At 61.7% G+C, this 22,177-nt stretch carries 19 protein-coding genes; 10 read left to right on the top strand and 9 right to left on the bottom strand.

The genetic code is table 11. The annotated features are described in order from the left end of the window. Window positions 1–5: 5 nt before the first annotated feature. The 5 genes from J2X54_RS12120 to J2X54_RS12100 form a co-directional block, all read right to left on the bottom strand. Window positions 6–1,271, bottom strand: coding sequence for a DUF2863 family protein (locus J2X54_RS12120; protein WP_310180973.1), 1,266 nt, complete (start codon window positions 1,269–1,271; stop codon window positions 6–8). 260 nt (window positions 1,272–1,531) lie between these two features. Further along, entirely contained in the window at window positions 1,532–4,240 is a 2,709-nt protein-coding gene (gene acnA, locus J2X54_RS12115; RefSeq protein WP_070251577.1) for an aconitate hydratase AcnA, read from the bottom strand. An 84-nt stretch (window positions 4,241–4,324) separates the two neighbouring features. Next, window positions 4,325–4,858, bottom strand: coding sequence for a hypothetical protein (locus tag J2X54_RS12110; RefSeq protein ID WP_070251576.1), 534 nt, complete (start codon window positions 4,856–4,858; stop codon window positions 4,325–4,327). Beyond that, entirely contained in the window at window positions 4,858–5,865 is a 1,008-nt protein-coding gene (locus J2X54_RS12105) for an aldolase/citrate lyase family protein (RefSeq protein WP_310180971.1), read from the bottom strand. Before J2X54_RS12105 ends, J2X54_RS12110 begins: the two co-directional genes overlap by 1 nt. A gap of 122 nt (window positions 5,866–5,987) precedes the next feature. Beyond that, complete coding sequence (locus tag J2X54_RS12100) at window positions 5,988–6,977, bottom strand: malate dehydrogenase (RefSeq protein WP_310180968.1); 990 nt, start codon at window positions 6,975–6,977, stop codon at window positions 5,988–5,990. A gap of 207 nt (window positions 6,978–7,184) precedes the next feature. Here J2X54_RS12100 and J2X54_RS12095 point away from each other — a divergent pair, with 207 nt between their 5' ends. From J2X54_RS12095 to gltA, 7 genes are all read left to right on the top strand, one after another. Continuing rightward, entirely contained in the window at window positions 7,185–8,036 is an 852-nt protein-coding gene (locus J2X54_RS12095) for a GntR family transcriptional regulator (RefSeq protein WP_310180966.1), read from the top strand. Between the two features lie 313 nt (window positions 8,037–8,349). Next, window positions 8,350–8,772, top strand: a complete 423-nt coding sequence (gene sdhC, locus J2X54_RS12090; protein WP_310180964.1) for a succinate dehydrogenase, cytochrome b556 subunit — start codon at window positions 8,350–8,352, stop codon at window positions 8,770–8,772. A 1-nt stretch (window position 8,773) separates the two neighbouring features. Beyond that, window positions 8,774–9,148: a succinate dehydrogenase, hydrophobic membrane anchor protein gene (gene sdhD / locus J2X54_RS12085; RefSeq protein WP_070251571.1), complete on the top strand. Its 375-nt coding sequence runs from the start codon at window positions 8,774–8,776 to the stop codon at window positions 9,146–9,148. A 2-nt stretch (window positions 9,149–9,150) separates the two neighbouring features. Continuing rightward, window positions 9,151–10,929, top strand: coding sequence for a succinate dehydrogenase flavoprotein subunit (sdhA, locus tag J2X54_RS12080; protein WP_070251570.1), 1,779 nt, complete (start codon window positions 9,151–9,153; stop codon window positions 10,927–10,929). Window positions 10,930–10,938: 9 nt separating this feature from the next. Further along, window positions 10,939–11,649: a succinate dehydrogenase iron-sulfur subunit gene (locus J2X54_RS12075; RefSeq protein ID WP_070251569.1), complete on the top strand. Its 711-nt coding sequence runs from the start codon at window positions 10,939–10,941 to the stop codon at window positions 11,647–11,649. A gap of 91 nt (window positions 11,650–11,740) precedes the next feature. Continuing rightward, window positions 11,741–12,022 carry a succinate dehydrogenase assembly factor 2 gene (locus J2X54_RS12070; RefSeq protein WP_070251568.1) on the top strand — a complete coding sequence of 94 codons (282 nt, stop codon included), beginning with the start codon at window positions 11,741–11,743 and terminating at the stop codon, window positions 12,020–12,022. Window positions 12,023–12,092: 70 nt separating this feature from the next. Continuing rightward, the gene (gene gltA, locus J2X54_RS12065; protein ID WP_070251567.1) at window positions 12,093–13,394 is read left to right on the top strand and encodes a citrate synthase; all 1,302 of its coding nucleotides are present in this window, start codon (window positions 12,093–12,095) and stop codon (window positions 13,392–13,394) included. A 58-nt stretch (window positions 13,395–13,452) separates the two neighbouring features. Here gltA and J2X54_RS12060 read toward each other — a convergent pair whose 3' ends face one another. From J2X54_RS12060 to J2X54_RS12045, 4 genes are all read right to left on the bottom strand, one after another. Then, window positions 13,453–13,908: a hypothetical protein gene (locus J2X54_RS12060; protein WP_310180956.1), complete on the bottom strand. Its 456-nt coding sequence runs from the start codon at window positions 13,906–13,908 to the stop codon at window positions 13,453–13,455. A gap of 62 nt (window positions 13,909–13,970) precedes the next feature. Continuing rightward, the gene (locus tag J2X54_RS12055; protein ID WP_070250358.1) at window positions 13,971–14,348 is read right to left on the bottom strand and encodes a BlaI/MecI/CopY family transcriptional regulator; all 378 of its coding nucleotides are present in this window, start codon (window positions 14,346–14,348) and stop codon (window positions 13,971–13,973) included. 32 nt (window positions 14,349–14,380) lie between these two features. After that, complete coding sequence (locus J2X54_RS12050; protein WP_310180952.1) at window positions 14,381–15,703, bottom strand: leucine-rich repeat-containing protein kinase family protein; 1,323 nt, start codon at window positions 15,701–15,703, stop codon at window positions 14,381–14,383. A 60-nt stretch (window positions 15,704–15,763) separates the two neighbouring features. Then, complete coding sequence (locus tag J2X54_RS12045; RefSeq protein WP_310180950.1) at window positions 15,764–16,630, bottom strand: MBL fold metallo-hydrolase; 867 nt, start codon at window positions 16,628–16,630, stop codon at window positions 15,764–15,766. 101 nt (window positions 16,631–16,731) lie between these two features. Between J2X54_RS12045 and J2X54_RS12040 the strand changes: the two genes are divergently transcribed. The 3 genes from J2X54_RS12040 (at window position 16,732) to odhB (ending at window position 22,131) form a co-directional block, all read left to right on the top strand. Next, entirely contained in the window at window positions 16,732–17,652 is a 921-nt protein-coding gene (locus tag J2X54_RS12040) for a LysR family transcriptional regulator (RefSeq protein WP_310180949.1), read from the top strand. Between the two features lie 302 nt (window positions 17,653–17,954). Next, window positions 17,955–20,807: a 2-oxoglutarate dehydrogenase E1 component gene (locus J2X54_RS12035; RefSeq protein WP_070250349.1), complete on the top strand. Its 2,853-nt coding sequence runs from the start codon at window positions 17,955–17,957 to the stop codon at window positions 20,805–20,807. Between the two features lie 70 nt (window positions 20,808–20,877). Beyond that, the gene (gene odhB, locus J2X54_RS12030; protein ID WP_310180946.1) at window positions 20,878–22,131 is read left to right on the top strand and encodes a 2-oxoglutarate dehydrogenase complex dihydrolipoyllysine-residue succinyltransferase; all 1,254 of its coding nucleotides are present in this window, start codon (window positions 20,878–20,880) and stop codon (window positions 22,129–22,131) included. Window positions 22,132–22,177: the final 46 nt, after the last annotated feature.

The following is a 22,177-nucleotide window of genomic DNA, read 5'->3' as shown; positions in this document are numbered from 1 at the left end:
CTTTTTTAATGGAAGTGCTCGGTGCCGGTAGGGGTATCTTCCGGCATCTCGGCGTGCGCCAGCTCGCCGACCGGGTCGGCAAACAGCGGCGCGCCGCAGTCGTCGCAGAACTCCACCACGTAACGCTCGCCATGGCGCTTGATCTGCGTGACGCCCGCTTCGTTCAGGTGGTTGACGATGTCGTCCATCGGCGTGATCGGTTTTTGCACCGTGGGCAGCAGCGCGGCCGGGCCTTCCGGTGGCGTGCCTTCCTCGTCTTCCTGGCCGTACAAGGGCCACACCACGCCGTAGATCACGTCGGGCGACGAGCGGCGGGTGAACGCCACGCGGTATTCGTCGATCTGGCCTTCGCCATTTTCTTCACCGAAGCCGGCGATGACGGCGCGCAGCTCCGACGGTTCGATCGCCAGCGTGTGCGTCAGGTAGTGCACGGCGGCGCGGATCGAGACCGGGCGGATTTGCTTGTCCGCTTCGCGGCAGGCCATGTAATAGGCTTCCGGCAGCAGCAGTTCCACGCCGCAGCCTGGCAGCAGGCGGTTGACCGTCGGCGTGGCCTGCGCGCGCCATTGTTCCAGCACGTTGGCGCGCTCGGTGGCGAAGTTGGCCTGGTGCGCCGGCATCTGCCAGCGGAACAGCGGGGCGCCGGCCGGCGCCACCACGGCCACCATCAGGTAGCGCGTATCGGCCAGGAATGGCGCGGTTTCCGGCACCTTGGTGTCGGCCTTGAGCACGGTGCCCTTGAGGGCGGCCTGCGCCAGCTTGTGCACCTTGCCCCAGGTTTCCACGTGGCTGCGCGGCAGCTGGTCGATCGAGAACAGCGTGGGCGACATCGCCATCTGCGTGCCGTCGGCCAGCAAGTGGGCCGAGAAGTGGGCCGACAGCGTGGTCAGGATATCGGCCGGGATCGGACCCGAAGCGATGGCGAAACGGGTCCAGGCCAGGATCGGCGCGGCAACCAGCAGCACATCGTAGGGCTTGGACACACCGTCGGCGGTCTCGAGCATGATGGAGCTCGATTCGCTGGCCGCTTCCACGCCGTCCATCAGGACGTCGTAGGCATTGAGGTCTTCGCGGAACAGGGCGTTGAGGGTGGCGTCGATGGTGTCCTGGTGGCCGGTCTTGAGCAGCTTTTGCAGCTGCGCATCGAGGCTGCGCTCCCAGGCCCGCTCTTCGAGACGGCTGGCAGCTTGCCCGACTGCCTGCGCATGGCTGACCAGGCGCTGGCTCTCGGCGGACAATTTTTGGGATGAATCTTTAGATGGACGACGCATGGCGCTATAAAATTCTCAGGTAAGGGAAAGCAATAAAAAACGGATCGGTCATGCAGATCATAACCCTTATGCACCATATTGTAGATGAAACCCGTAAATCAAGGCTACCGATGGTGCAGGCATAAAAAAAGCGCCGGACTAGCCGGCGCTTTCCAATCACGAGGTTGTTTAAAAATGATCGCAGCGAGGCGCAGCGCCGCAGACAGTGCGCCTGCACGGCAAGGCGCTGCAACGACGCTGCGATCTTTTTTAAACGACCGTTACGCAGCGAGCAACTGGCGTAATACGAATGGCAGGATGCCGCCATGCTTGTAGTAGTCGACTTCGATCGGGGTATCGATACGCAGCAGCACTTTCACTTCGGTGCTCGAACCGTCGGCGCGGTGGATTACCAGGGTGGCGGTTTGCTGTGGCTTGATCTCGCCTTCGAGGCCTTTCAGGTCGTAGGTTTCCTTGCCGGTGATGCCCAGGGTCTCGACGCTGTCGTTGCCGAGGAATTGCAGCGGCAGCACGCCCATGCCCACCAGGTTCGAGCGGTGGATACGTTCGAACGAGCGCACGATCACGGCTTTCACGCCCAGCAGCTGGGTACCTTTGGCAGCCCAGTCGCGCGAGGAGCCGGTACCGTATTCTTCGCCGCCGAAGATCATGGTTGGCGTACCTTCGGCAACGTACTTCATGGCCGCGTCGTAGATCGACAGCTGTTCGCCCGATGGCTGGTGGATCGTGATGCCGCCTTCCACTGCCGAGCCGTCAGGCTTGGCCGGGATCATGCGGTTCTTGATACGCACGTTGGCAAACGTACCGCGCATCATGATCTCGTGGTTGCCGCGGCGCGAGCCGTACGAGTTGAAGTCGGCTTTCAGCACGCCATTGGCCAGCAGCCATTTACCGGCAGGACCGTCTTCCTTGATCGAGCCCGCTGGCGAGATGTGGTCGGTGGTGATCGAGTCGCCGAACACGCCCAGCGCGCGCGCACCGGTGACACCGGCTTCGGTGACGACCGGCTCCATCGTGAAGCCGTCGAAGAACGGCGGCTCGGCGATGTAGGTCGATTCAGGCCAGTTGTACACCTGGCCTTCGGTGGTCGAGACGTGTTCCCACAGCTTGCCAGGGTTGCCCTTGACGTCGGCGTAGTTGGTCTTGAACACTTTCGAGTTCATCGCGAACTTCATCAGCTTGGCGATCTCCTGCGAGGTCGGCCAGATGTCGCCCAGGTACACGTCGCGGCCGTCCTTGCCCTTGCCAACCGGCTGGGTCATCAGATCGACGGTCATGTTGCCGGCGATGGCGTAGGCGACCACCAGCGGTGGCGAAGCCAGGAAGTTCGAGCGGATGTTCGGGTGGATCCGTGCTTCGAAGTTACGGTTACCGGACAGCACGGCCGAGGCGACGATGTCGTTCTGGGTGATGGCAGCGTTCAGACCGGCGGTCAGGTCGCCGGCGTTACCGATACAGGTGGTGCAACCGTAAGCGGTCACGCCAAAGCCCAGTTGCTCCAGGTATGGCAGCAGGCCGGCAGCGGTCAGGTACTCGGTGACCACGCGCGAGCCAGGCGCCAGCGACGATTTGATGTGCGGCGCCACGGTCAGGCCGGCTTCCACCGCTTTTTTCGCCAACAGGCCGGCGGCCAGCAGCACACTCGGGTTCGAGGTGTTGGTGCACGAGGTGATTGCAGCGATCAGCACGTCGCCGTTTTTCACGTGGACGCCGTCGCTGGTGGTGTAGGTCTTTTGCAGGTCGTCCGGATTCTTGTTGAAGCCGTTCTCGGTGGTCGGCTTGGAGAACAGTTCGGTGAAGTTGGCCTTGACGTTGCCGATTTCGATACGGTCCTGCGGGCGCTTCGGACCTGCCAGGGAAGGCGTGACGGTGGTCAGGTTCAGCTCGACCACGCGGGTGTAGTCGATGTCGCCGGCTTTCGAGACGCCGTACATGCCCTGCGCCTTGAAGTAGGCGGCAAAGGCGTCGATCTCGGCCTTGGTGCGGCCGGTGCCTTCGAAGTATTCGATGGTGGCGTCGTCGACCGGGAAGAAACCCATGGTGGCGCCGTATTCCGGCGCCATGTTGGCGATGGTGGCGCGGTCGGTGACCGACAGCGTCTCGGTGCCTTCGCCGAAGAACTCGACGAACTTGCCGACGACTTTCTCTTTACGCAGCAGTTCGGTGATGGTCAGCACCAGGTCGGTCGCGGTGCAGCCTTCGCGCAGCACGCCGGTCAGGTTCACGCCGATCACGTCCGGGGTCAGGAAGTACACGGGTTGGCCCAGCATGCCGGCTTCGGCCTCGATGCCGCCCACGCCCCAGCCGACCACGCCGATACCGTTGATCATGGTGGTGTGCGAGTCGGTGCCGACCAGCGAGTCAGGGTAGTACACGCCGTCGTTGTCCTTGTGGACGCCGCGCGCCAGGTATTCCAGGTTGACCTGGTGGACGATGCCGAAGCCCGGTGGCACCACGCCGAAGGTGTCGAACGCCTGCATGCCCCATTTCATGAACTGGTAGCGCTCGTTATTGCGCGAGAATTCCAGCTTCATGTTCAGGTCCAGCGCGCCCGGTTCGCGGAAGTGGTCGATGGTGACCGAGTGGTCGACTACCAGGTCGACCGGCACCAGCGGCTCGATTTTCTTGGCATTGATGCCCATCTTGTAGGCGACGTTGCGCATTGCGGCCAGGTCGGCCAGCAGCGGCACGCCGGTGAAGTCCTGCAGCACCACGCGGGCCACGACGAACGGGATTTCGTCGGTGCGCTCGGCGGTGGCGCCCCAGTTGGCCAGTTGCTTGACGTGTTCTTCGGTAACTTTTTTGCCGTCGCAGTTACGCAGCACGGACTCCAGCACCACGCGGATCGATACCGGCAGGCGGGAGATTTTGGTGCCCAGGCTCTTCTCCAGTGCGGGCAGCGAGTAGAACTTCGCCTTTTTGCCCGAAATGTTGAATTCCTTGAGCGTGTTCAAAGTGTTACGGGACATGACATCTCCTTCAGTGGGTATCGTCAAATGATGAACTAAAACAGTGCCGACCGTGCGCAAGCGTGCGCGGCCGGCCAAAACGCCTTACTGCACCACGGTGGTGGTCGACTCGACCGGCTTCTCAGTGATGGCGACCGGTTGCAGTTGCTCCGGTGTGCGGCACTCGTTGGCCAGCTGGCGATTGAGTTTCGAATCGAGCAGCATGCTCTTGGCCGGAATACCGATCCAGATCAGGCCGTACAGCTGGTTTTCGAAGCGCTGGGCGCCGGTGGTGGTGCCTACGCGCGTCAGGCGGTGCAGGCGCTTTTTCCAGCGCAGCGCGATGTGGTCGACGTCGCCCACGTTCTGGTAGATGGCGACCTTGTTGCCCAGTTCGCAGTCGAACTCGGTAACGCTCGAGTCGGTGATCACCGGTTCGTCTTCTTCCGGGTTCGGTTCTTTCGGTACGACCGGCGCTTCCACGGCTTTCTTGGCCTTGGCCTTGGATTTTGCGGTGGCTTTCTTGACGGTTTTCTTGGCGGCCGGCTTGGTTTCGACGGCGGCCGCTGCCGGCGCGGTGGCCAGGCTCAGCGAGGCCATGGCAAGTCCGCAGGCCAGCAGGATTTTGGAGATGGACATCAGTGTGGTTCCAGAGGGTGGACGGGGGGTGGCTGCATCAATGCGGCAGCCGACTCGGGCAGGGTAAGCCCCGCGAGCCTGGCGCGCTGCAAGATGGTCCAATAATATCGGTAGCTGGCGCGGTCGTGCAAGCGCCCATTTTGGGAGATGGGCCCCCACTGGACATTTGCCGCTTCGTGCAGGATGGCGGCCGCTTCGTTCACTTCGGACAGGCGCGGCGTAAACGTCTTGACGATCGGCTTGATCTGGTCCGGGTGGATGCTCCACATGCGCGTGTAGCCGAATTCGGCGGCAGCGCGCTGGGCATCGTTGGCGGCCACGGCCGGATCCTTGATCTCGGTGGTGACATTATGCGACGGCACCTTGCCGTGGGCGTGGCAGGCCGCTGCCATTTCGAGCTTGGCGCGCACCACCAGCGGGTGGGTAAACTGGCCCGGCGTGCGCATGGCCGCGCCGGGAATGGCGCCGTAGTGGCTCGAGACGAAGTCCATGATGCCGAACGACAGGCATTGAACCTGGGGCAGGGCGGCGATGTCGTAGGCGTCGCGCAGGGCGCCGTGGGTTTCGATCAGCACGTGCACCGGCAGGTCGCTGCGGCCGGCTTGCGTCGCATGGCCGTTGATGAAGGCGATCGCCTCGACGACTTCGGCCACGCTGTTCACCTTGGGCAGGACGATGTAGGCCAGCGCCTGCGCGCCCACGCCGCCGGCGATGATCTCGATGTCGCGCGCAAAGAACGGGCTGTGGACATCGTGGACGCGGGCGCCGATGCGGCGGTGATGATTGTCCGGGGAGGCCAGCAGTTCGGCGACCAGCTGGGCGTGCGCCTCCTCGTTGCCGGCGCTGGCGCCGTCTTCGCAGTCGAGCGTGATGTCGAATACGGGACCAAGTTCTTGTTGCAGGACGATCGATTTACGCATCAGCTTTTCGGAGCCGGCGTAGTGGTCGCAAGCTGGCAGCAAGAGCGGCTGGCGATTACCCTGGAATAAAACCTCGGATGGATGCATGCAGGAAGTGGTGGGGAGAGAAGTAGGGGCGGAAACGGAAACCGCGCTGCTCCTGGCAGCGCGGCGGGTGCTGCGGATCGGTAGATTAACCGGTTCCACGAGCATTCATGAAGAAGTGACTGTTATGGCAGCAGGTGCTTGACGCCTTCGCGCTCTTCGGTCAGTTCTTTCAGGGTCAGGTTGATGCGCTCTTGCGAGAACGCGTCGATTTCCAGGCCTTGAACGATTTTGTATTCGCCGTTTTCGGTGGTGACCGGGAAGCCGAACACGGTGCCTTCAGGGATGCCGTACGAACCGTCCGATGGCACGCCCATGGTGGTCCACTTGCCGGCGGTGCCCAGTACCCAGTCGTGGATATGGTCGATGGCGGCGTTGGCAGCCGATGCAGCCGACGACAGGCCGCGTGCTTCGATGATGGCCGCGCCGCGCTTGCCAACGGTTGGCAGGAAGGTGTTGGCGTTCCATTCCTGGTCGTTGATCAGGTCCTTGACTGCCTTGCCGCCGGTGGTGGCGAAGCGGTAGTCGGCGTACATGGTCGGCGAGTGGTTGCCCCATACGCACAGCTTTTCGATGTCCTTGACGGCGGTGCCGGTCTTGGCAGCCACTTGCGACAGCGCGCGGTTGTGGTCCAGGCGCAGCATGGCGGTGAAGTTTTTCGCTGGCAGCGATGGCGCCGATTTCATGGCGATGTAGGCGTTGGTGTTGGCTGGATTGCCCACGACCAGGACCTTGACGTTGCGCGAAGCGACCGCGTCGAGCGCCTTGCCTTGCACGGTGAAGATCTGGGCGTTGGCTTCGAGCAGGTCTTTACGCTCCATGCCAGGACCGCGTGGACGGGCGCCAACCAGCACGGCGACGTCGACATCCTTGAAGGCGGTCATTGGATCGGAGTGGGCGGTCATCTCGGTCAGCAGCGGGAACGCGCAGTCGTCGATTTCCATCATGACGCCCTTGAGCGCTTTCTGGGCCTTTTCGTCGGCGATTTCCAGCAGTTGCAGAATGACTGGCTGGTCTTTGCCGAGCATGTCGCCGTTAGCGATGCGGAACAGCAGGGCGTAGCCGATTTGACCGGCTGCACCGGTAACAGCAACACGCATTGGGGTTTTTGCCATGATGAATCTCCAAGGTAGGTATAGAACAGAGTCGAATACAGTCCAACATCATACTGCAATTTTGTGCACTCGCTACGCAGCGCATGGCCGGGGAGTGTAGGCCTGTGCCCGGTATCTGTCAATTGTATCTTATGTCTTATATAAGACATAGAAGTTCGGGTGGGTTTTGCTGGACGCCAAGGGGTATTTGTGGTGAAATCTCGGTCTATGAATCCCGTCCCGCCCAACTCGAACAGCAACAGCCCAGCCTCAGGTGCCGGTGGCGCTGCCGGTTCGTCCACGGTAGTGACGGGACCCGGTTCCGGAGGTGCGGTGAATGCGCCGACCGCAGTTGCCGCCGTCGCGCCGACGTTCTCCCCACTGTATCAGCAAATCAAGGCGCTGATCACGCAAAGCCTGCAAAGCGGCGAGTGGAAACCGGGTGAGCTGATCCCCAGCGAGGTCGAACTGGCCAACCGCTTCAAGGTCAGCCAAGGCACAGTGCGCAAGGCCATCGACGAGCTGGCCGCTGAAAACCTGGTGATGCGCAAGCAGGGCAAGGGCACGTTCGTCTCCACCCACCACGAAGCGCGCGCCCATTTCCGCTTCCTGCGACTGATGCCCGACGAGGGCGTTCCTCATTACCCTGAAAGTAAATTCATCGAGGTCAAGCGCCTGCGTGCGCCCGCCGACGTGGCGCGCCTGCTCGACCTCAAAGCCGGCGACGCCGTGGTGTTCATCAAGCGCGTGCAGTCGTTCGACGGCGTACCCACCATCGTCGAAGAGTTGTGGCTGCCCGGCGCCACCTTCAAGGGCCTCACCGCCGAGCGGCTGGTCGAGTACAAGGGGCCGATGTACGGCCTGTTCGAGTCCGAATTCGGCACCCGCATGATCCGCGCCACCGAAAAAATCCGCGCCGTGTGCGCCGACGATGGCGCTGCTGCGCTGCTGAAGATCGCCGCCAGCACGCCGCTGCTGGCCTCGGAACGGGTGTCGTTTACCTACGGCGACAAGCCGGTGGAGTTGCGCCGCGGTTTGTATCTGACCGAACAGCATCATTACCACAACGAATTAAGTTAACAGGGAGCCGGTTGCGGGAGCGCGCCGGGACCCGGGCGGTGAACCGTCTTTGAACCGAACTCATGGAGTGGAGCAGGAGACTCTTGCAGTGCACAAAAGCTGCAAGAGGCGCACAATACGGGGCTGTCACACGCTCGTAGCATTGTTGCGCTGATAATACGTTGAGCTACGGAAAGTGGCCGCTGGGGTGTGTTGCAAAACACTATTTTGGTTATATGTAACAATAGATATTGGTTGTATGAGGGTAAATAGGCGAAAATCGATGTTTCATCCGATTTCACCCAATTTTTGTCAAAGTTTAGGAGGTCTTGTTATGTCAGAAGCCGTACGGGTCGCGCCCAAAAAAGAACGGCCGGAGTTCCGTAATATCCACGTTACCGAACTCATGAATTACCGTCAGCCACTGGCTGCCATCGTGTCGATTTTGCACCGCATCAGCGGCGTGTTGATCTTCGCCTTGCTGCCCTTCGTGCTCTACCTGCTGCAAGAGAGCCTGCGCTCCGAGATCTCCTTCGCGCACTACCAGGGTTTCATCACCTACCCGCTGGTCAAGCTGTTCATCCTCGCCCTGGTCTGGGCCATCATGCACCACATGTTCGCTGGCGTACGCCACCTGGTAATGGACCTGCACGTCGGCCTGGACAAGGATTCGGCCCGTAAATCGTCGGCTGCCGTGCTGGCGCTGAGCCTGACCCTGACCGTGCTGGTGGCACTGAAACTGTTTGGAGTGTTCTGAGATGGCAAATAACGTCAACAACAACGTCGGCCCGAAACGCCTGGTCGTCGGCGCCCACTACGGCATGCGCGACTGGCTGGCACAACGCGTGACCGCCGTCGTCATGGTCGCTTACACCGCGGCCTTGCTGATCACCTTCCTCACCGGCCAGAACTTCACGTACGAAGGCTGGGCGGGCATGTTCTCGCAGCAGTGGTTCAAGCTGATTTCCGCTGTCACCCTGTTCGCACTGTTCTACCACGCCTGGGTAGGCATGCGCGACGTGTGGATGGACTACGTTAAACCGGTCGGCCTTCGCCTGACCCTGCAAGCAGCCACCATCCTGTGGCTGATCGCATGTGCCGCCTGGTCGGTACAGATAATCTGGAGTGTGTAATCGTGGCAGCAATCAAATCTGCAATCCCTACCCGCCGCTTTGACGCGGTAATCGTTGGCGCCGGCGGTTCCGGCATGCGCGCATCCCTGCAGCTGGCTGAAGCCGGTCTGAACGTGGCGGTGCTGTCGAAAGTTTTCCCTACCCGTTCGCACACCGTCGCAGCGCAAGGCGGCATCGGCGCGTCGCTCGGCAACATGGCCGAAGACAGCTGGTTCTGGCACATGTTCGACACCGTCAAAGGTGGCGACTACCTGGGCGACCAGGATGCGATCGAATTCATGTGCCGCGAAGCACCGAAGGTCGTGTACGAGCTCGAACACTTCGGCATGCCGTTCGACCGTAACCCGGACGGCACGATTTACCAGCGCCCGTTCGGCGGCCACACCGCCAACTTCGGCGAAAAAGCCGTGCAGCGCGCTTGCGCCGCCGCCGACCGTACCGGTCACGCCCTGCTGCACACGCTGTACCAGCGCAACGTCCGCGCACGTACCCACTTCTTCGTCGAATGGATGGCGCTCGACCTGGTGCGTGATGCCGAAGGCGACGTGGTAGGCGTGGTTGCCCTGGAAATGGAAACCGGCGACGTCATGATCCTCGAAGCGAAGACCACCATGTTCGCCACCGGCGGCGCCGGTCGCATCTTTGCTGCGTCGACCAATGCGTTCATCAACACCGGCGACGGCATGGGCATGGCCGCACGCGCCGGCCTGCCGCTGCAAGACATGGAATTCTGGCAGTTCCACCCGACCGGCGTGGCCGGCGCGGGCGTCCTGATTACCGAGGGTGTGCGCGGCGAGGGCGGTATCCTGATCAACTCCGAAGGCGAGCGTTTCATGGAACGTTACGCGCCAACCCTGAAAGACCTGGCGCCACGCGACTTCGTGTCGCGTTCGATGGACCAGGAAATCAAGGAAGGCCGTGGCTGCGGTCCGAACAAGGACCACGTGATGCTGGACCTGCGCCACATCGGCAAGGACACCATCGAGAAGCGCCTGCCATCGATCCTGGAAATCGGCCACAAGTTCGCCAACGTCGATGCGACCAAGGAACCGATCCCGGTCGTACCAACCATTCACTACCAGATGGGCGGTATTCCAACCAACATCCATGGTCAAGTGGTGGTCCCGAACGCCGACGGCAGCCAGAAGATTGTCAACGGTTTGTACGCGATCGGCGAATGCGCCTGCGTCTCGGTGCACGGCGCCAACCGCCTGGGCACCAACTCGCTGCTCGACCTGGTGGTGTTCGGCCGCGCGGCCGGCAACCACGTGGTGGCCTCGAATCTCAAGCAGAAAGAGAACAAGCCGCTGCCGGCCGACGCTTCCGACTTCGCCATGGACCGCCTGAACAAGCTGGAAACGTCCACCGGCACCGAAAAAGTGCAGGGCGTCGCCAACGACATCCGCGCCACGATGCAGAAGTACTGCGGCGTGTTCCGTACCGACGAGATGCTGAACCAGGGCGTCAAGGAAATCATGGTCCTCGACGAGCGCCGCAAGCACGTCTCGTTCAAGGACAAGTCGAAAGTGTTCAACACCGCGCGCGTTGAAGCGCTGGAGCTGGACAACCTGATCGAAACCGCAAAGGCGACCATCGTCTCGGCAGCAGCCCGCAAGGAATCGCGCGGCGCCCACGCCCAGGACGACTACCCGCACCGCGACGACGACAACTGGATGAAGCACACCCTCTGGTTCTCGGAAGGCAACCGCCTGGACTACAAGGCAGTCGTGACCAAGCCACTGACGGTCGACACCTTCAAACCGAAACCACGTACTTTCTAAGGCTAGAACATGGCACGCACTATCAAACTGAAAATCTACCGCTACGATCCCGACCAGGATGCGAAGCCGTACATGCAGGACATCACCGTCGAGTTGAAAGACACCGACAAGATGCTGCTCGACGCCCTGCAACGCATCAAGTCCGACGTGGACGATTCGCTGGCCCTGCGTCGCTCGTGCCGCGAAGGAGTGTGCGGTTCGGACGCGATGAACATCAACGGCAAGAACGGCCTGGCCTGCACCACCAACCTGAACGAGCTGAGTGAGCCTATCGTGCTGCGTCCGCTGCCAGGTCTGCCGGTGATTCGCGACCTGATCGTCGACATGACCCAGTTCTTCAAGCAGTACGATTCGGTCAAGCCGTACCTGATCAACGACTCGATCCGCCCTGAAAAAGAACGCCTGCAAACGCCGACCGAACGCGAAGAACTCGATGGCCTGTACGAGTGCATCCTGTGCGCGTGCTGCTCGACCTCGTGCCCGTCGTTCTGGTGGAACCCGGACAAGTTCGTCGGCCCGGCCGGTCTGCTGCAAGCCTACCGCTTCATCGCCGACTCGCGCGACGAAGCCACCGGCGAGCGCCTGGACAACCTGGAAGACCCGTACCGCCTGTTCCGCTGCCACTCGATCATGAATTGCGTGGACGTGTGTCCGAAAGGCCTGAACCCGAACAAGGCGATCGGTAAAATCAAGGAATTGATGGTACGCCGCGCGATCTAACGGCGCAGTGGCGGGCGGCGGCAACGTCGCCCGTTTCGTTTAGAAGTAGCGCTCCAGCATGAACGGCGCGCGCAGTGTAAAGTAGTGACCCATGACTGAACCGAAACAATCAGCACATCAGTCGGACCCAGCCAACAGAGCGCGCCTGCGTTGGCGCTCGCGCCGGGGTCTTCTGGAAAACGACATCATCCTCACCCGTTTTCTCGATGCGCATGAAACCGAATTGACCGACGACGAAGTGGACGCGTTCACGCGGCTCCTCGACTTGTCGGACAATGACCTGATGGATCTGGTACTGGCCCGCAAGGAGCCGGACGGCGAAATCGACCTGCCGCACGTGCATGCACTGCTGCAGCGGTTGCGCCAGGCCTGACGCCATAAGCGGCAGGCCGCCAGGCACCAGAACTTTTTTCGCACCATCTCCCTAAAAGAAGGAAGAGTCCATGAACACCTCTGATAACAAAGCCACCCTGTCGTTCTCCGATGGCAGCCCGTCCGTCGAATTCCCGATCTACAAGGGCACCGTTGGTCCCGACGTCATCGACATTCGCAAGCTGTACGCCGGCACCGGCAAGTTCACCTACGATCCAGGCTTCATGTCCACCGCGTCGTGCAATTCGTCGATCACGTACATCGACGGCGACAAGGGCGAACTGCAGTACCGCGGCTATCCGATCGAACAGCTGGCCGTCAATGCCGACTTCATGGAATCGTGCTACCTGCTGCTGAACGGTGAACTGCCTAATAACGTTCAGAAGCAGGAGTTCGTTGACACCGTCACCAAGCACACGATGGTGCACGAGCAGATGCAATTCTTCTTCCGTGGCTTCCGCCGCGATGCGCACCCGATGTCGGTCCTGGTTGGTACCGTCGGTGCGCTGGCTTCGTTCTACCACGATTCGCTCGACATCAACGATGCCAAGCAGCGCGAAATTTCGGCCATCCGCCTGATCGCCAAGATGCCGACCCTGGTCGCCATGGCGTACAAGTATTCGATGGGCCAGCCGTTCATGTACCCGCGCAACGACCTGTCGTATAGCGCCAACTTCATGCGCATGATGTTCGGTAACCCGTGCGAAGAGTACAAGGTCAACGACGTGCTGGTGCGCGCGCTGGACCGCATCCTGATCCTGCACGCAGACCACGAGCAAAACGCTTCGACCTCCACCGTCCGCCTGGCCGGTTCGTCGGGCGCCAACCCGTTCGCCTGTATCGCTGCCGGTATCGCCTGCCTGTGGGGCCCTGCCCACGGCGGCGCCAACGAAGCCGCGCTGACCATGCTCAAAGAAATCGGTTCGGTCGATAACATCCCGGCCTTCATCGAGCAGGTCAAGGACAAGAACTCGAGCGTCAAGCTGATGGGCTTCGGTCACCGCGTGTACAAGAACTTCGACCCGCGCGCCAAGCTGATGCGCGAGACCTGCTACGAAGTGCTGGAAGAGCTGGGCCTGCAAGACGACCCGCTGTTCAAGCTGGCGATGGAACTGGAAAAGATTGCACTGAACGACGAGTACTTCGTCTCGCGCAAACTGTACCCGAACGTCGATTTCTACTCGGGCATCGTGCAATCGGCGCTGGGCATTCCAGTGTCGCTGTTCACCGGTATCTTCGCCATGGCCCGCACCATCGGCTGGATCGCCCAGTGGAACGAAATGATCGCCGATCCAGAACAGAAAATTGGCCGTCCACGCCAGCTGTTCGTTGGCTCGACCGTCCGCGACGTCAAGCCGCTGGACCAGCGTTAATCCGGATTTAACCGGATACAAAAAAACGGGCTGCGGCCCGTTTTTTTTTCATCCCAAGTCAGGGTTGCGTATCTTCCGACTCGAACAAGGCATCGTCCTCGTCGTGCAAGACAGGTGCGCGGCGGTCGGGGCGGATTACCAGTATCCACCAGCCCAGCACGCCCAGGGTCACTTGCGGCAGGTTGAACAGGAACTTGGCGACGGTGGCGTCGCGCCGTTGCGGCCACAGGGCGTCGGCGGTTTCGGCCATGATGTTGGTGTGATAGAAGCAGGCCGCCAGCATCAGCAGGGCGGCAACGGCCCACAGCAGCACGACATTGGTGAGGCGATGGCGCAGCAGCGCGGCGAACGGGTACACCAGCACGCAAGCGAAGCAGTAGGCGAACAGGTTGGCGGCCAAGTTGGCGAGGTCGAAATGCGGCAGGATCACCGGCACCGCGCAGATGGCGACGCCCAGCATGACGGCGACGACGGGGTGGGGCAGGGCGGGCCAGGTCGTAAGGCTGTGGTTCATCGGTGCGGCGCGGAGTCGGGTGGGGCACCATTGTAGTGGCAATGGCGTGGACGCGATACCTGTTACGGTTTTTCCTGGTCCAGCAGCGCCTGGATTTCCGCGCGCTCCTTCTTGCTCACGTGCCCGCCGCGCAGCGCGGCCAGTACCAGCGCCTTGCCCGAGCCGGAAAAGGCCTTCTGGATCAGTTCTTTGAGCAGGTTGGTCTGGATCGCATCCTGCTCCTGCAGTGGCGCGTACACGTGCGCGCGCTGGCTTTCGTCGCGCTTGAGCAGCCCCTTGGTGTGCATCACTTGCAACAGGCGCAGCACGGTAGCGTAGTTCATGTCGGGCCGGGTGTCGAGCGCGGCAGCGTGGACTTGCTTGGCCGTGGCCGGTCCCAGCGCGAACAGCAGGCGCAGCATCTCCAGCTCGGCAGCGGTGGGTTTGGGTACGGTAGTCATCGATCTAGAATAAAATATCTAGATCGATTTGTCTAGTCCTGTTTAGACTGATCGAGCTCATGCAGTCGAGCAGCGATAGCGGCAAACAAGGGCCGCGCCCCCACCTCGGCCTGGGTGCAGGCAGCGTGCAATGCCGCCAGTTGCGCGCGCAACGCTGGCGGCGCGTCGCAACGCTCGAGCAATTCATCGAGCAGCAGGCCGAAAGCACGCACCTCGATCTGCTGCAACGGCATGGCGGCCGGTGAGGCGGGAGCGTAGAAAGCTGCCGCGCCAAAATCGCTCAGCACGCAGCGTCCATTGTCGTCGTGCAGGATGTTGTGGCCATACAGGTCGCCGTGCAGGATGCCGCGTTGATGCAACTGGGCGGCGGCGGACGCCACGCCGTGGGCGATGGCCAGCATGGCCTGCCAGCCGAAGCGCTTGCCGTCGTCATAGATGTCGCGCGAGCAGCTGGCAAAACTCGGCGGGCCGGCCAGGTTGACCAGGGTCGGGTCGAGCAGCGCCATCACCAGCCCCTGCGCGTGCTCCGGGTGGCCGGTGATGCGGCCCAGCACCGGGATCAGGTTCGGATGCAGGCCGGCCGCCACGCACGCGGCCATTTCGTTGAGCGGCGAGCCGTCGCTGGTCATCTCGCCCTTGTACAGCTTGACCGCGACCGGCGTGCTGCCGCCGTCATGTTGCCAGTCGGCGCGGTGGATCACGCCCGAGGCGCCTTCGCCCAGTTGCTGTTGCAACGTCAACTGGCGCCAGTCGATCAAGCGTGCGGGCGCCGTGCTCATCGCCTGCGCGCGGTCGGCGCCCCACGGATTGCCGGCGCACGCGAGCCAGGCCAGGCGCGGCAAGGTCGGCAGCCAGGCTGGCAGCGTGTCGAACCCATTGGCCGACAGGCGCAGCAATTCCAGCTGGTGCAGGTTGGCCATGGTGTCCGGCAGGCTCTTCAACCGATTCCCCGCCAGCATCAGTTTCTGCATGGCCGGACGGCGGCCCAGTTCGTCGGGCAGTTGCTCGATGCGGTTGTCAGTCAGTACCAGCCAGCGCAGCGCTGGCGGCAACGCCGAGGCGGGCACCGAGTCGATCTGGTTGGCCTTGAAGCCCACCATGGTCAAGGCAGGCATCCGGCCCAGCATGGAGGGCAGTTCGGTAAAGCGGTTGTTGGAGCAGAACAGGATGCGCAGCTTGTGCAGGCGCGGCAAGTCGTCGGGCAGGGCCGAGAGGGCGTTGTCGGTGAGGTCGAGGATTTCCAGCGTGTCGGCCAGGTCGAAGATCTCGCGCGGGAAGTCGGTGAGGCCGCCGCGCAATTGCAGGCGCGTGATGCCCTGCAATGCGCCGGCGCGCAACTGCTCAAGTGTGTGCATGGAAGTGACGAGAATGCTAAAGCCGGCAGTCTAGCATTTCGTCACAGTGCCCTTACAGATTTACCACTTCATTTCGCCCTTGGCGACTTTGGCGCTGGTGTCGAGTGCGGCATCGAGGCCGGCGGTCGGGTACAGCTGCTTCATGCGCGCGATCAGCGCCGCGCTGTTGGCTGCCTTGGCGGTCTCGGCCTCGAAACGCACCAGGTAGTCGTGCGTAAAATTCACGGCGGCCGGGGTCAGCGGCGCACCCGGCTTGAAGTGGCCCGGCACCACGGTGGACGGTTTCAGCGCGTCGATGCCGGCCAGCGTGGCGAGCCAGTTCTTGCGTGCTTGCGGCGTCTGGCTGTCGGCGGTCCACACGTGCAGGTCGTTGAACACCACCACGCCGCCTACCACGGCCTTGATCGACGGGATCCACACATAGGTTTCTTCAGGCGACGGGCCTTTCAAACCTTCGATTGTCAGGGCCTTGCCTTCCAGCGTGATGGTATCGCCCTTCAATACTTGCGGCACGATCACGGATTTCGGTGCGTTGTCTTTCAGGATCGGGCCCCAGTAGGCGACCTTGGCGTCTTTTTTCTTTTCGATGCCGGCTACGGTTTGCGGCGTGGCGACGATCTTGGCGTCAGGGAATGCAGCGTGGATCACGTCCAGGCCGAAGTAGTAATCGGGATCGCTGTGGCTGATGTACACGGTGGTGAGCTTTTTGCCGCTGGCGCGGATTTTCTCGACCAGCTTTTGGGCTTCGCCGCGCGAGAACTGGGCATCGACCAGCACCGCGTCCTTGTCGCCGGTCACCAGCACCGAGGCAACCGGGAAGATGGCCGCTTCGCCGGGGTTGAATACTTCCAGTTTCAGCGGCGCGGCAAAGGCCGGGGCGATGACGGCGGCAGCCAGGGCGGCAGACAATACGGTTTGCTTGATCATGATGGGCTCTGTGTTGGTTGAAGATGTCCCATATTAAATTGATTGATACGGTAGAAAAATCGGGTAATCTTCACATGTTAATTGCATAATTCGGACGAATCATGGATCGCATCACTGCCGCACAGGTGTTTGTCAGTATTGCCGAGCGCGGCAGCATGATCGCCGCGGCCGACGCGCTCGACATGTCGCGCGCCATGGTCACGCGCTACCTGGCGGAAATGGAAGCGTGGGCGGGCGCGCGCCTGCTGCACCGGAGCACGCGCCGCCTGAGCCTGACCGATGCCGGCGACGTCACGCTGGCGCGGTGCCGCGCCATGCTCGAACTGGCTGGCGCCGTGCCGGTGGCGGCCCACGATGTCGAGTCGCCGCAAGGGCTGCTGCGAGTGGCGTGCTCGCAGTCGCTGGCGCAGGCCACGCTGGCGCCCGCGATTACCGCGTTCTTGCGCCAGTATCCGCGCGTGACGGTCGATGTGCAGGTGGACAGCCGCGCCGTCAACCTGGTCGAGCAGAGGATCGACCTGGCGCTGCGCATCACCAATGCACTCGAACCGAACCTGATCGCCCGCACGCTGGCGCAATGCGAGTCGGTCACCTGCGCGTCACCGGCCTACCTGGCTGCGCGCGGCACGCCGCTGCGCCCGCAAGACCTGGGCGGCCACAACTGCCTGACGTACACCTATTTCGGCAAGAGCCTGTGGCATTACACCGATGCGCAAGGCGAGGCGTTGTCGGTGCCGGTGGGCGGCAACCTGTCGGCCAACGAGGATACGGTGTTGTTAAAAGCGGCAGTGGCGGGCGCTGGCGTGGTACTGCAGCCCGCTTATAGCGTGGCAAAGCTGATCGCTGATGGGCACCTGGTGGCGCTGATGCCCGATTACGTGCCGCAAAGCATGGGCATCCACGGAATTTATACTTCCAGGCAACACATGGCGCCGGCCTTGCGCGCCATGCTCGATTTTCTGCTCGATTGGTTTGCCCATGACCCTACATGGTTAAGTGTAAGCAACGTCCGCGGTAAATAGCCGAAAAACCCGTTAAATATAAAACTCGCCGGCTGTCCGGGTAGCAATTATTCGGCTTGGGCGCCACTTAAGTGAAAATTAACCCAAGTAAATTTAGGCAGAAATAAATCACAAACGCGAACACAGGCGGTTGTTACGCTACAATACCGGTGCTATGCTAAGTGGCTGTTTTTAGTGATCGAACAAATTTTAAGCCCTTCCCCACAACTTGATGTGCAATCCGCTAACCGGTCAGGCCGTGTCGCGGAAGGTTAGACTAACCCGCTAATTCCTCGCGAAACGCGAAGAAAGGTGAGCAACAAATGCAACAATCCTCGTCCAATTCCTACCTGTTTGGTGGGAACGCACCGTACGTTGAAGAACTGTACGAAGCGTATCTCAACAATCCAGGCTCCGTACCAGACAACTGGCGCGCCTACTTCGACGCCATGCAGCACGTCCCGGCAGTCGATGGCACCAACAAGCCCGACGTCGCCCATGCTTCCGTCATCGCCTCGTTCGCCGAGCGCGCAAAATCGGGCCCGATCCGCACCGTGGTTGCTTCCGCCGACGCCGAAATGGGTCGCAAGCGTGTTGCTGCAACCCAGCTGATCGCCGCCTACCGCTATCTCGGCTCGCGCTGGGCCAACCTGGACCCGCTGCAGCGCCAGGAACGTCCGTCGATCAACGAACTCGAACCGAGCTTCTACGGCTTCACCGATGCTGACATGGACACCGTGTTCAACATCAGCAACACCTATTTCGGCCCGGAGACCGCGACCCTGCGCGACCTGCTGAACTACCTGCGCGACACCTACACCCGTTCGATCGGCGCAGAGTATATGTACATCTCCGATCCGGCTGAAAAGCGCTGGCTGCAAGAGCGCCTCGAATCGATCCGCTCCACCCCGAATTTCACCGCAGAAAAGAAAAAGCACATCCTCGAGCGCCTCACCGCTGCCGAAGGCCTGGAGCGCTATCTGCACACCAAGTACGTCGGCCAGAAGCGCTTCTCGCTCGAAGGCGGCGAAACCTTCATCGCCTCGATCGATGAAATCATCCAGCGCGCCGGCGAAAAAGGCGTGCAGGAAATCGTTATCGGCATGGCCCACCGTGGCCGCCTGAACGTCCTGGTCAACACCCTGGGCAAGGCGCCGAAAGACCTGTTCGAAGAATTCGAAGGCAAGCACGGCGACGACCTGCCAGCCGGCGACGTCAAGTACCATCAGGGCTTCTCGTCCGACATTTCCACCGCAGGCGGCCCGGTTCACCTGTCGCTGGCGTTCAACCCGTCGCACCTGGAAATCGTCAACCCGGTGGTGGAAGGTTCGGTCAAAGCCCGTATGGATCGCCGCGGCGACCACCTGGGCAAGCAAGTGCTGCCGATCCTGGTGCACGGCGATGCAGCATTCGCCGGCCAGGGCGTGGTCATGGAAACGCTGAATCTGGCGCAAACCCGTGGCTACGGCACCGGTGGTACCGTGCACATCGTCATCAACAACCAGATCGGTTTCACCACCTCCGATCCGCGCGACGCCCGTTCGACCATTTACTGCTCGGACGTGGTCAAGATGATCGAAGCGCCGGTGCTGCACGTGAACGCCGACGATCCTGAAGCCGTGGTGCTGGCCTCGCAAATCGCGATGGACTACCGCCTGCAGTTCCAGAAAGACATCGTTGTCGACATCATCTGCTACCGCAAACTCGGTCACAACGAACAAGACACGCCAGCGCTGACCCAGCCGCTGATGTACAAGAAAATCGGCCAGCACCCAGGCACCCGCAAGCTGTACGCGGACAAACTGGTCGCGCAAACCATCATCGCAGCCGATGGCGGCGAACAGATGCAAGCGGCGTTCCGCGATGCGATGGACGCTGGCAAGCACACCGTCGATCCGGTCATCTCCAACTTCAAGAACAAGTTCGCGGTCGACTGGCTGCCGTTCCTGAACAAGAAATGGACCGACTCGGCCGACACCGCCGTGCCGATGACCGAACTCAAACGCCTGGCCACCCGCATCACCACCGTGCCGGAAGACTTCAAGGTCCACTCGCTGGTTGAAAAAGTACTGGGCGACCGTGGCACCATGGGCCGTGGCGAAATGAACCTCGACTGGGGCATGGGCGAACACCTGGCCTACGCGTCGCTGGTCGCGTCCGGCTACGCCGTGCGCCTGACCGGCCAGGATGCCGGCCGCGGTACCTTCGTGCACCGTCACGCCGTACTGCACGACCAGAAGCGCGAGCGCTGGGATTCGGGCACCTACGTGCCACTGCAAAATATCGCCGAAGGCCAGGCGCCGTTTACCGTGATCGACTCGGTGTTGTCCGAAGAGGCAGTGCTGGGCTTCGAATACGGCTACTCGACCGCAGAACCTAATACCCTGACGATCTGGGAAGCCCAGTTCGGCGACTTCGTCAACGGCGCCCAAGTCGTGATCGACCAGTTCATCAGCTCCGGCGAAGTGAAGTGGGGCCGCGCTTCGGGCCTGGTGATGATGCTGCCACACGGCTACGAAGGCCAGGGTCCCGAGCACTCGTCCGCACGTCCGGAACGTTTCCTGCAGCTGTGCGCCGACAACAACATGCAAGTTGTGCAGCCGACCACGGCATCGCAGATCTTCCACGTGCTGCGTCGCCAGATGGTGCGCCAGTTCCGCAAGCCGCTGGTCATCCTCACGCCGAAATCGCTGCTGCGTAACAAGGATGCCGGTTCGCCGCTGACCGATTTGGCCAAGGGCGCTTTCCAGACCGTGATCGGCGAAGTCGACCAGGCCATCGAAGCGGACAAAGTCAAACGCGTGATCGCCTGCTCGGGCAAGGTGTACTACGACCTGATCAACGCACGCAAAACGCGCGGCCAGACCGACACCGCCATCATCCGTGTCGAACAGCTGTATCCGTTCCCGCACAAGGCTTTCGCTGCCGAACTGAAAAAGTTCCCGAAATTGGCCGAAGTGGTGTGGGCGCAGGACGAGCCGCAGAATCAGGGCCCATGGTTCCAGATTCAGCACAACATCTTCGAGAGCATGGACGCCGGCCAGCGCCTGGCCTACGCCGGTCGCCCGGCATCGGCTTCGCCAGCTGTCGGTTACTACGACAAGCACTACGCCCAGCAAAAAGACCTGCTGGAAACGGCGTTCTCGAAGCTCAAGGGCTTCATTCTGACCAAATAATCACCCTTTCTTGACGGAGCGCCGCCAGCTATGCTGGTGGCGCCGCAATAACAAATATACGGAGTTTTTCATGGCACAAATCGAAGTTAAAGTACCCCAATTGTCGGAATCGGTTGCAGAAGCCACCATGCTGACCTGGCATAAAAAAGTCGGCGACGCCGTTGCGCGCGACGAAAACCTGATCGACATCGAAACCGACAAGGTCGTACTGGAACTGCCAGCACCTGCCGCCGGCGTGCTGATCAAGATCATCAAGGGCGACGGCACCACCGTGGTCGCTGACGAAATCATCGCCGTGATCGACACCGACGGTGTTGCCGCTGCTGCTGCGCCCGCAGCTTCGTCCACCTCGGCTGCCGCTCCTGCTGCTGCTCCAGCACCAACTGCCGCGCCAGCCGCTGCCACCGGTGGCAGCAAGGGCGATGTCGCCATGCCAGCCGCTGCAAAAATCCTGTCGGAAAAAGGTCTGAACTCTGGCGACGTCGCCGGTTCGGGCAAAGACGGCCGCGTGACCAAGGGCGACGCCCTGGCCGCATCGGCTACCCCGGCCGTCGCGCCGCTGGCCGCTCCTGCTGCCAAGGCATCGCTGCCACAAGTGTCGTCGTCGCCAGCCAGCCTCGGTGACCGTCCTGAAGAGCGCGTGCCGATGAGCCGCCTGCGCGCCCGTATCGCCGAGCGCCTGCTGCAATCGCAATCGACCAACGCCATCCTGACCACGTTCAACGAAGTGAACATGGCGCCTGTGATGGAACTGCGCAACAAGTACAAGGACAAGTTCGAGAAAGAGCACGGCGTCAAGCTGGGCTTCATGTCGTTCTTCGTCAAGGCAGCCGTTGCAGCCCTGAAAAAGTACCCGATCATCAACGCCTCGGTTGACGGCAACGACATCGTGTACCACGGCTACTTCGACATCGGTATCGCGGTCGGTTCGCCACGCGGCCTGGTGGTGCCTATCCTGCGCAATGCCGACCAGATGTCGATCGCTGAAATCGAAAAGAAAATCGGTGAATTCGGCGCCAAGGCCAAAGAAGGCAAGCTGACCCTGGACGACCTGACCGGCGGTACCTTCTCGATCTCGAACGGCGGCACCTTCGGCTCCATGCTGTCGACCCCGATCATCAACCCGCCACAATCGGCCATCCTGGGCGTGCACGCTACCAAGGAACGCGCTGTGGTTGAAAACGGCCAGATCGTGATCCGTCCAATGAACTACCTGGCAATGTCCTACGACCACCGCATCATCGACGGCCGCGAAGCCGTGCTGGGCCTGGTCGCCATGAAAGACGCGCTGGAAGATCCAGCCCGCCTGCTGCTGGACCTGTAATTCGCTAGTTCGCCAGAACACCCCGGCAGGGCGGGGTCGGACCCCG

Origin of the sequence: Duganella sp. 3397 (genome assembly GCF_031456625.1) — a bacterium.
GTDB classification, from domain to species: domain Bacteria; phylum Pseudomonadota; class Gammaproteobacteria; order Burkholderiales; family Burkholderiaceae_D; genus Rugamonas; species Rugamonas phyllosphaerae.
This window is presented reverse-complemented; position numbering and strand designations above follow the sequence as displayed.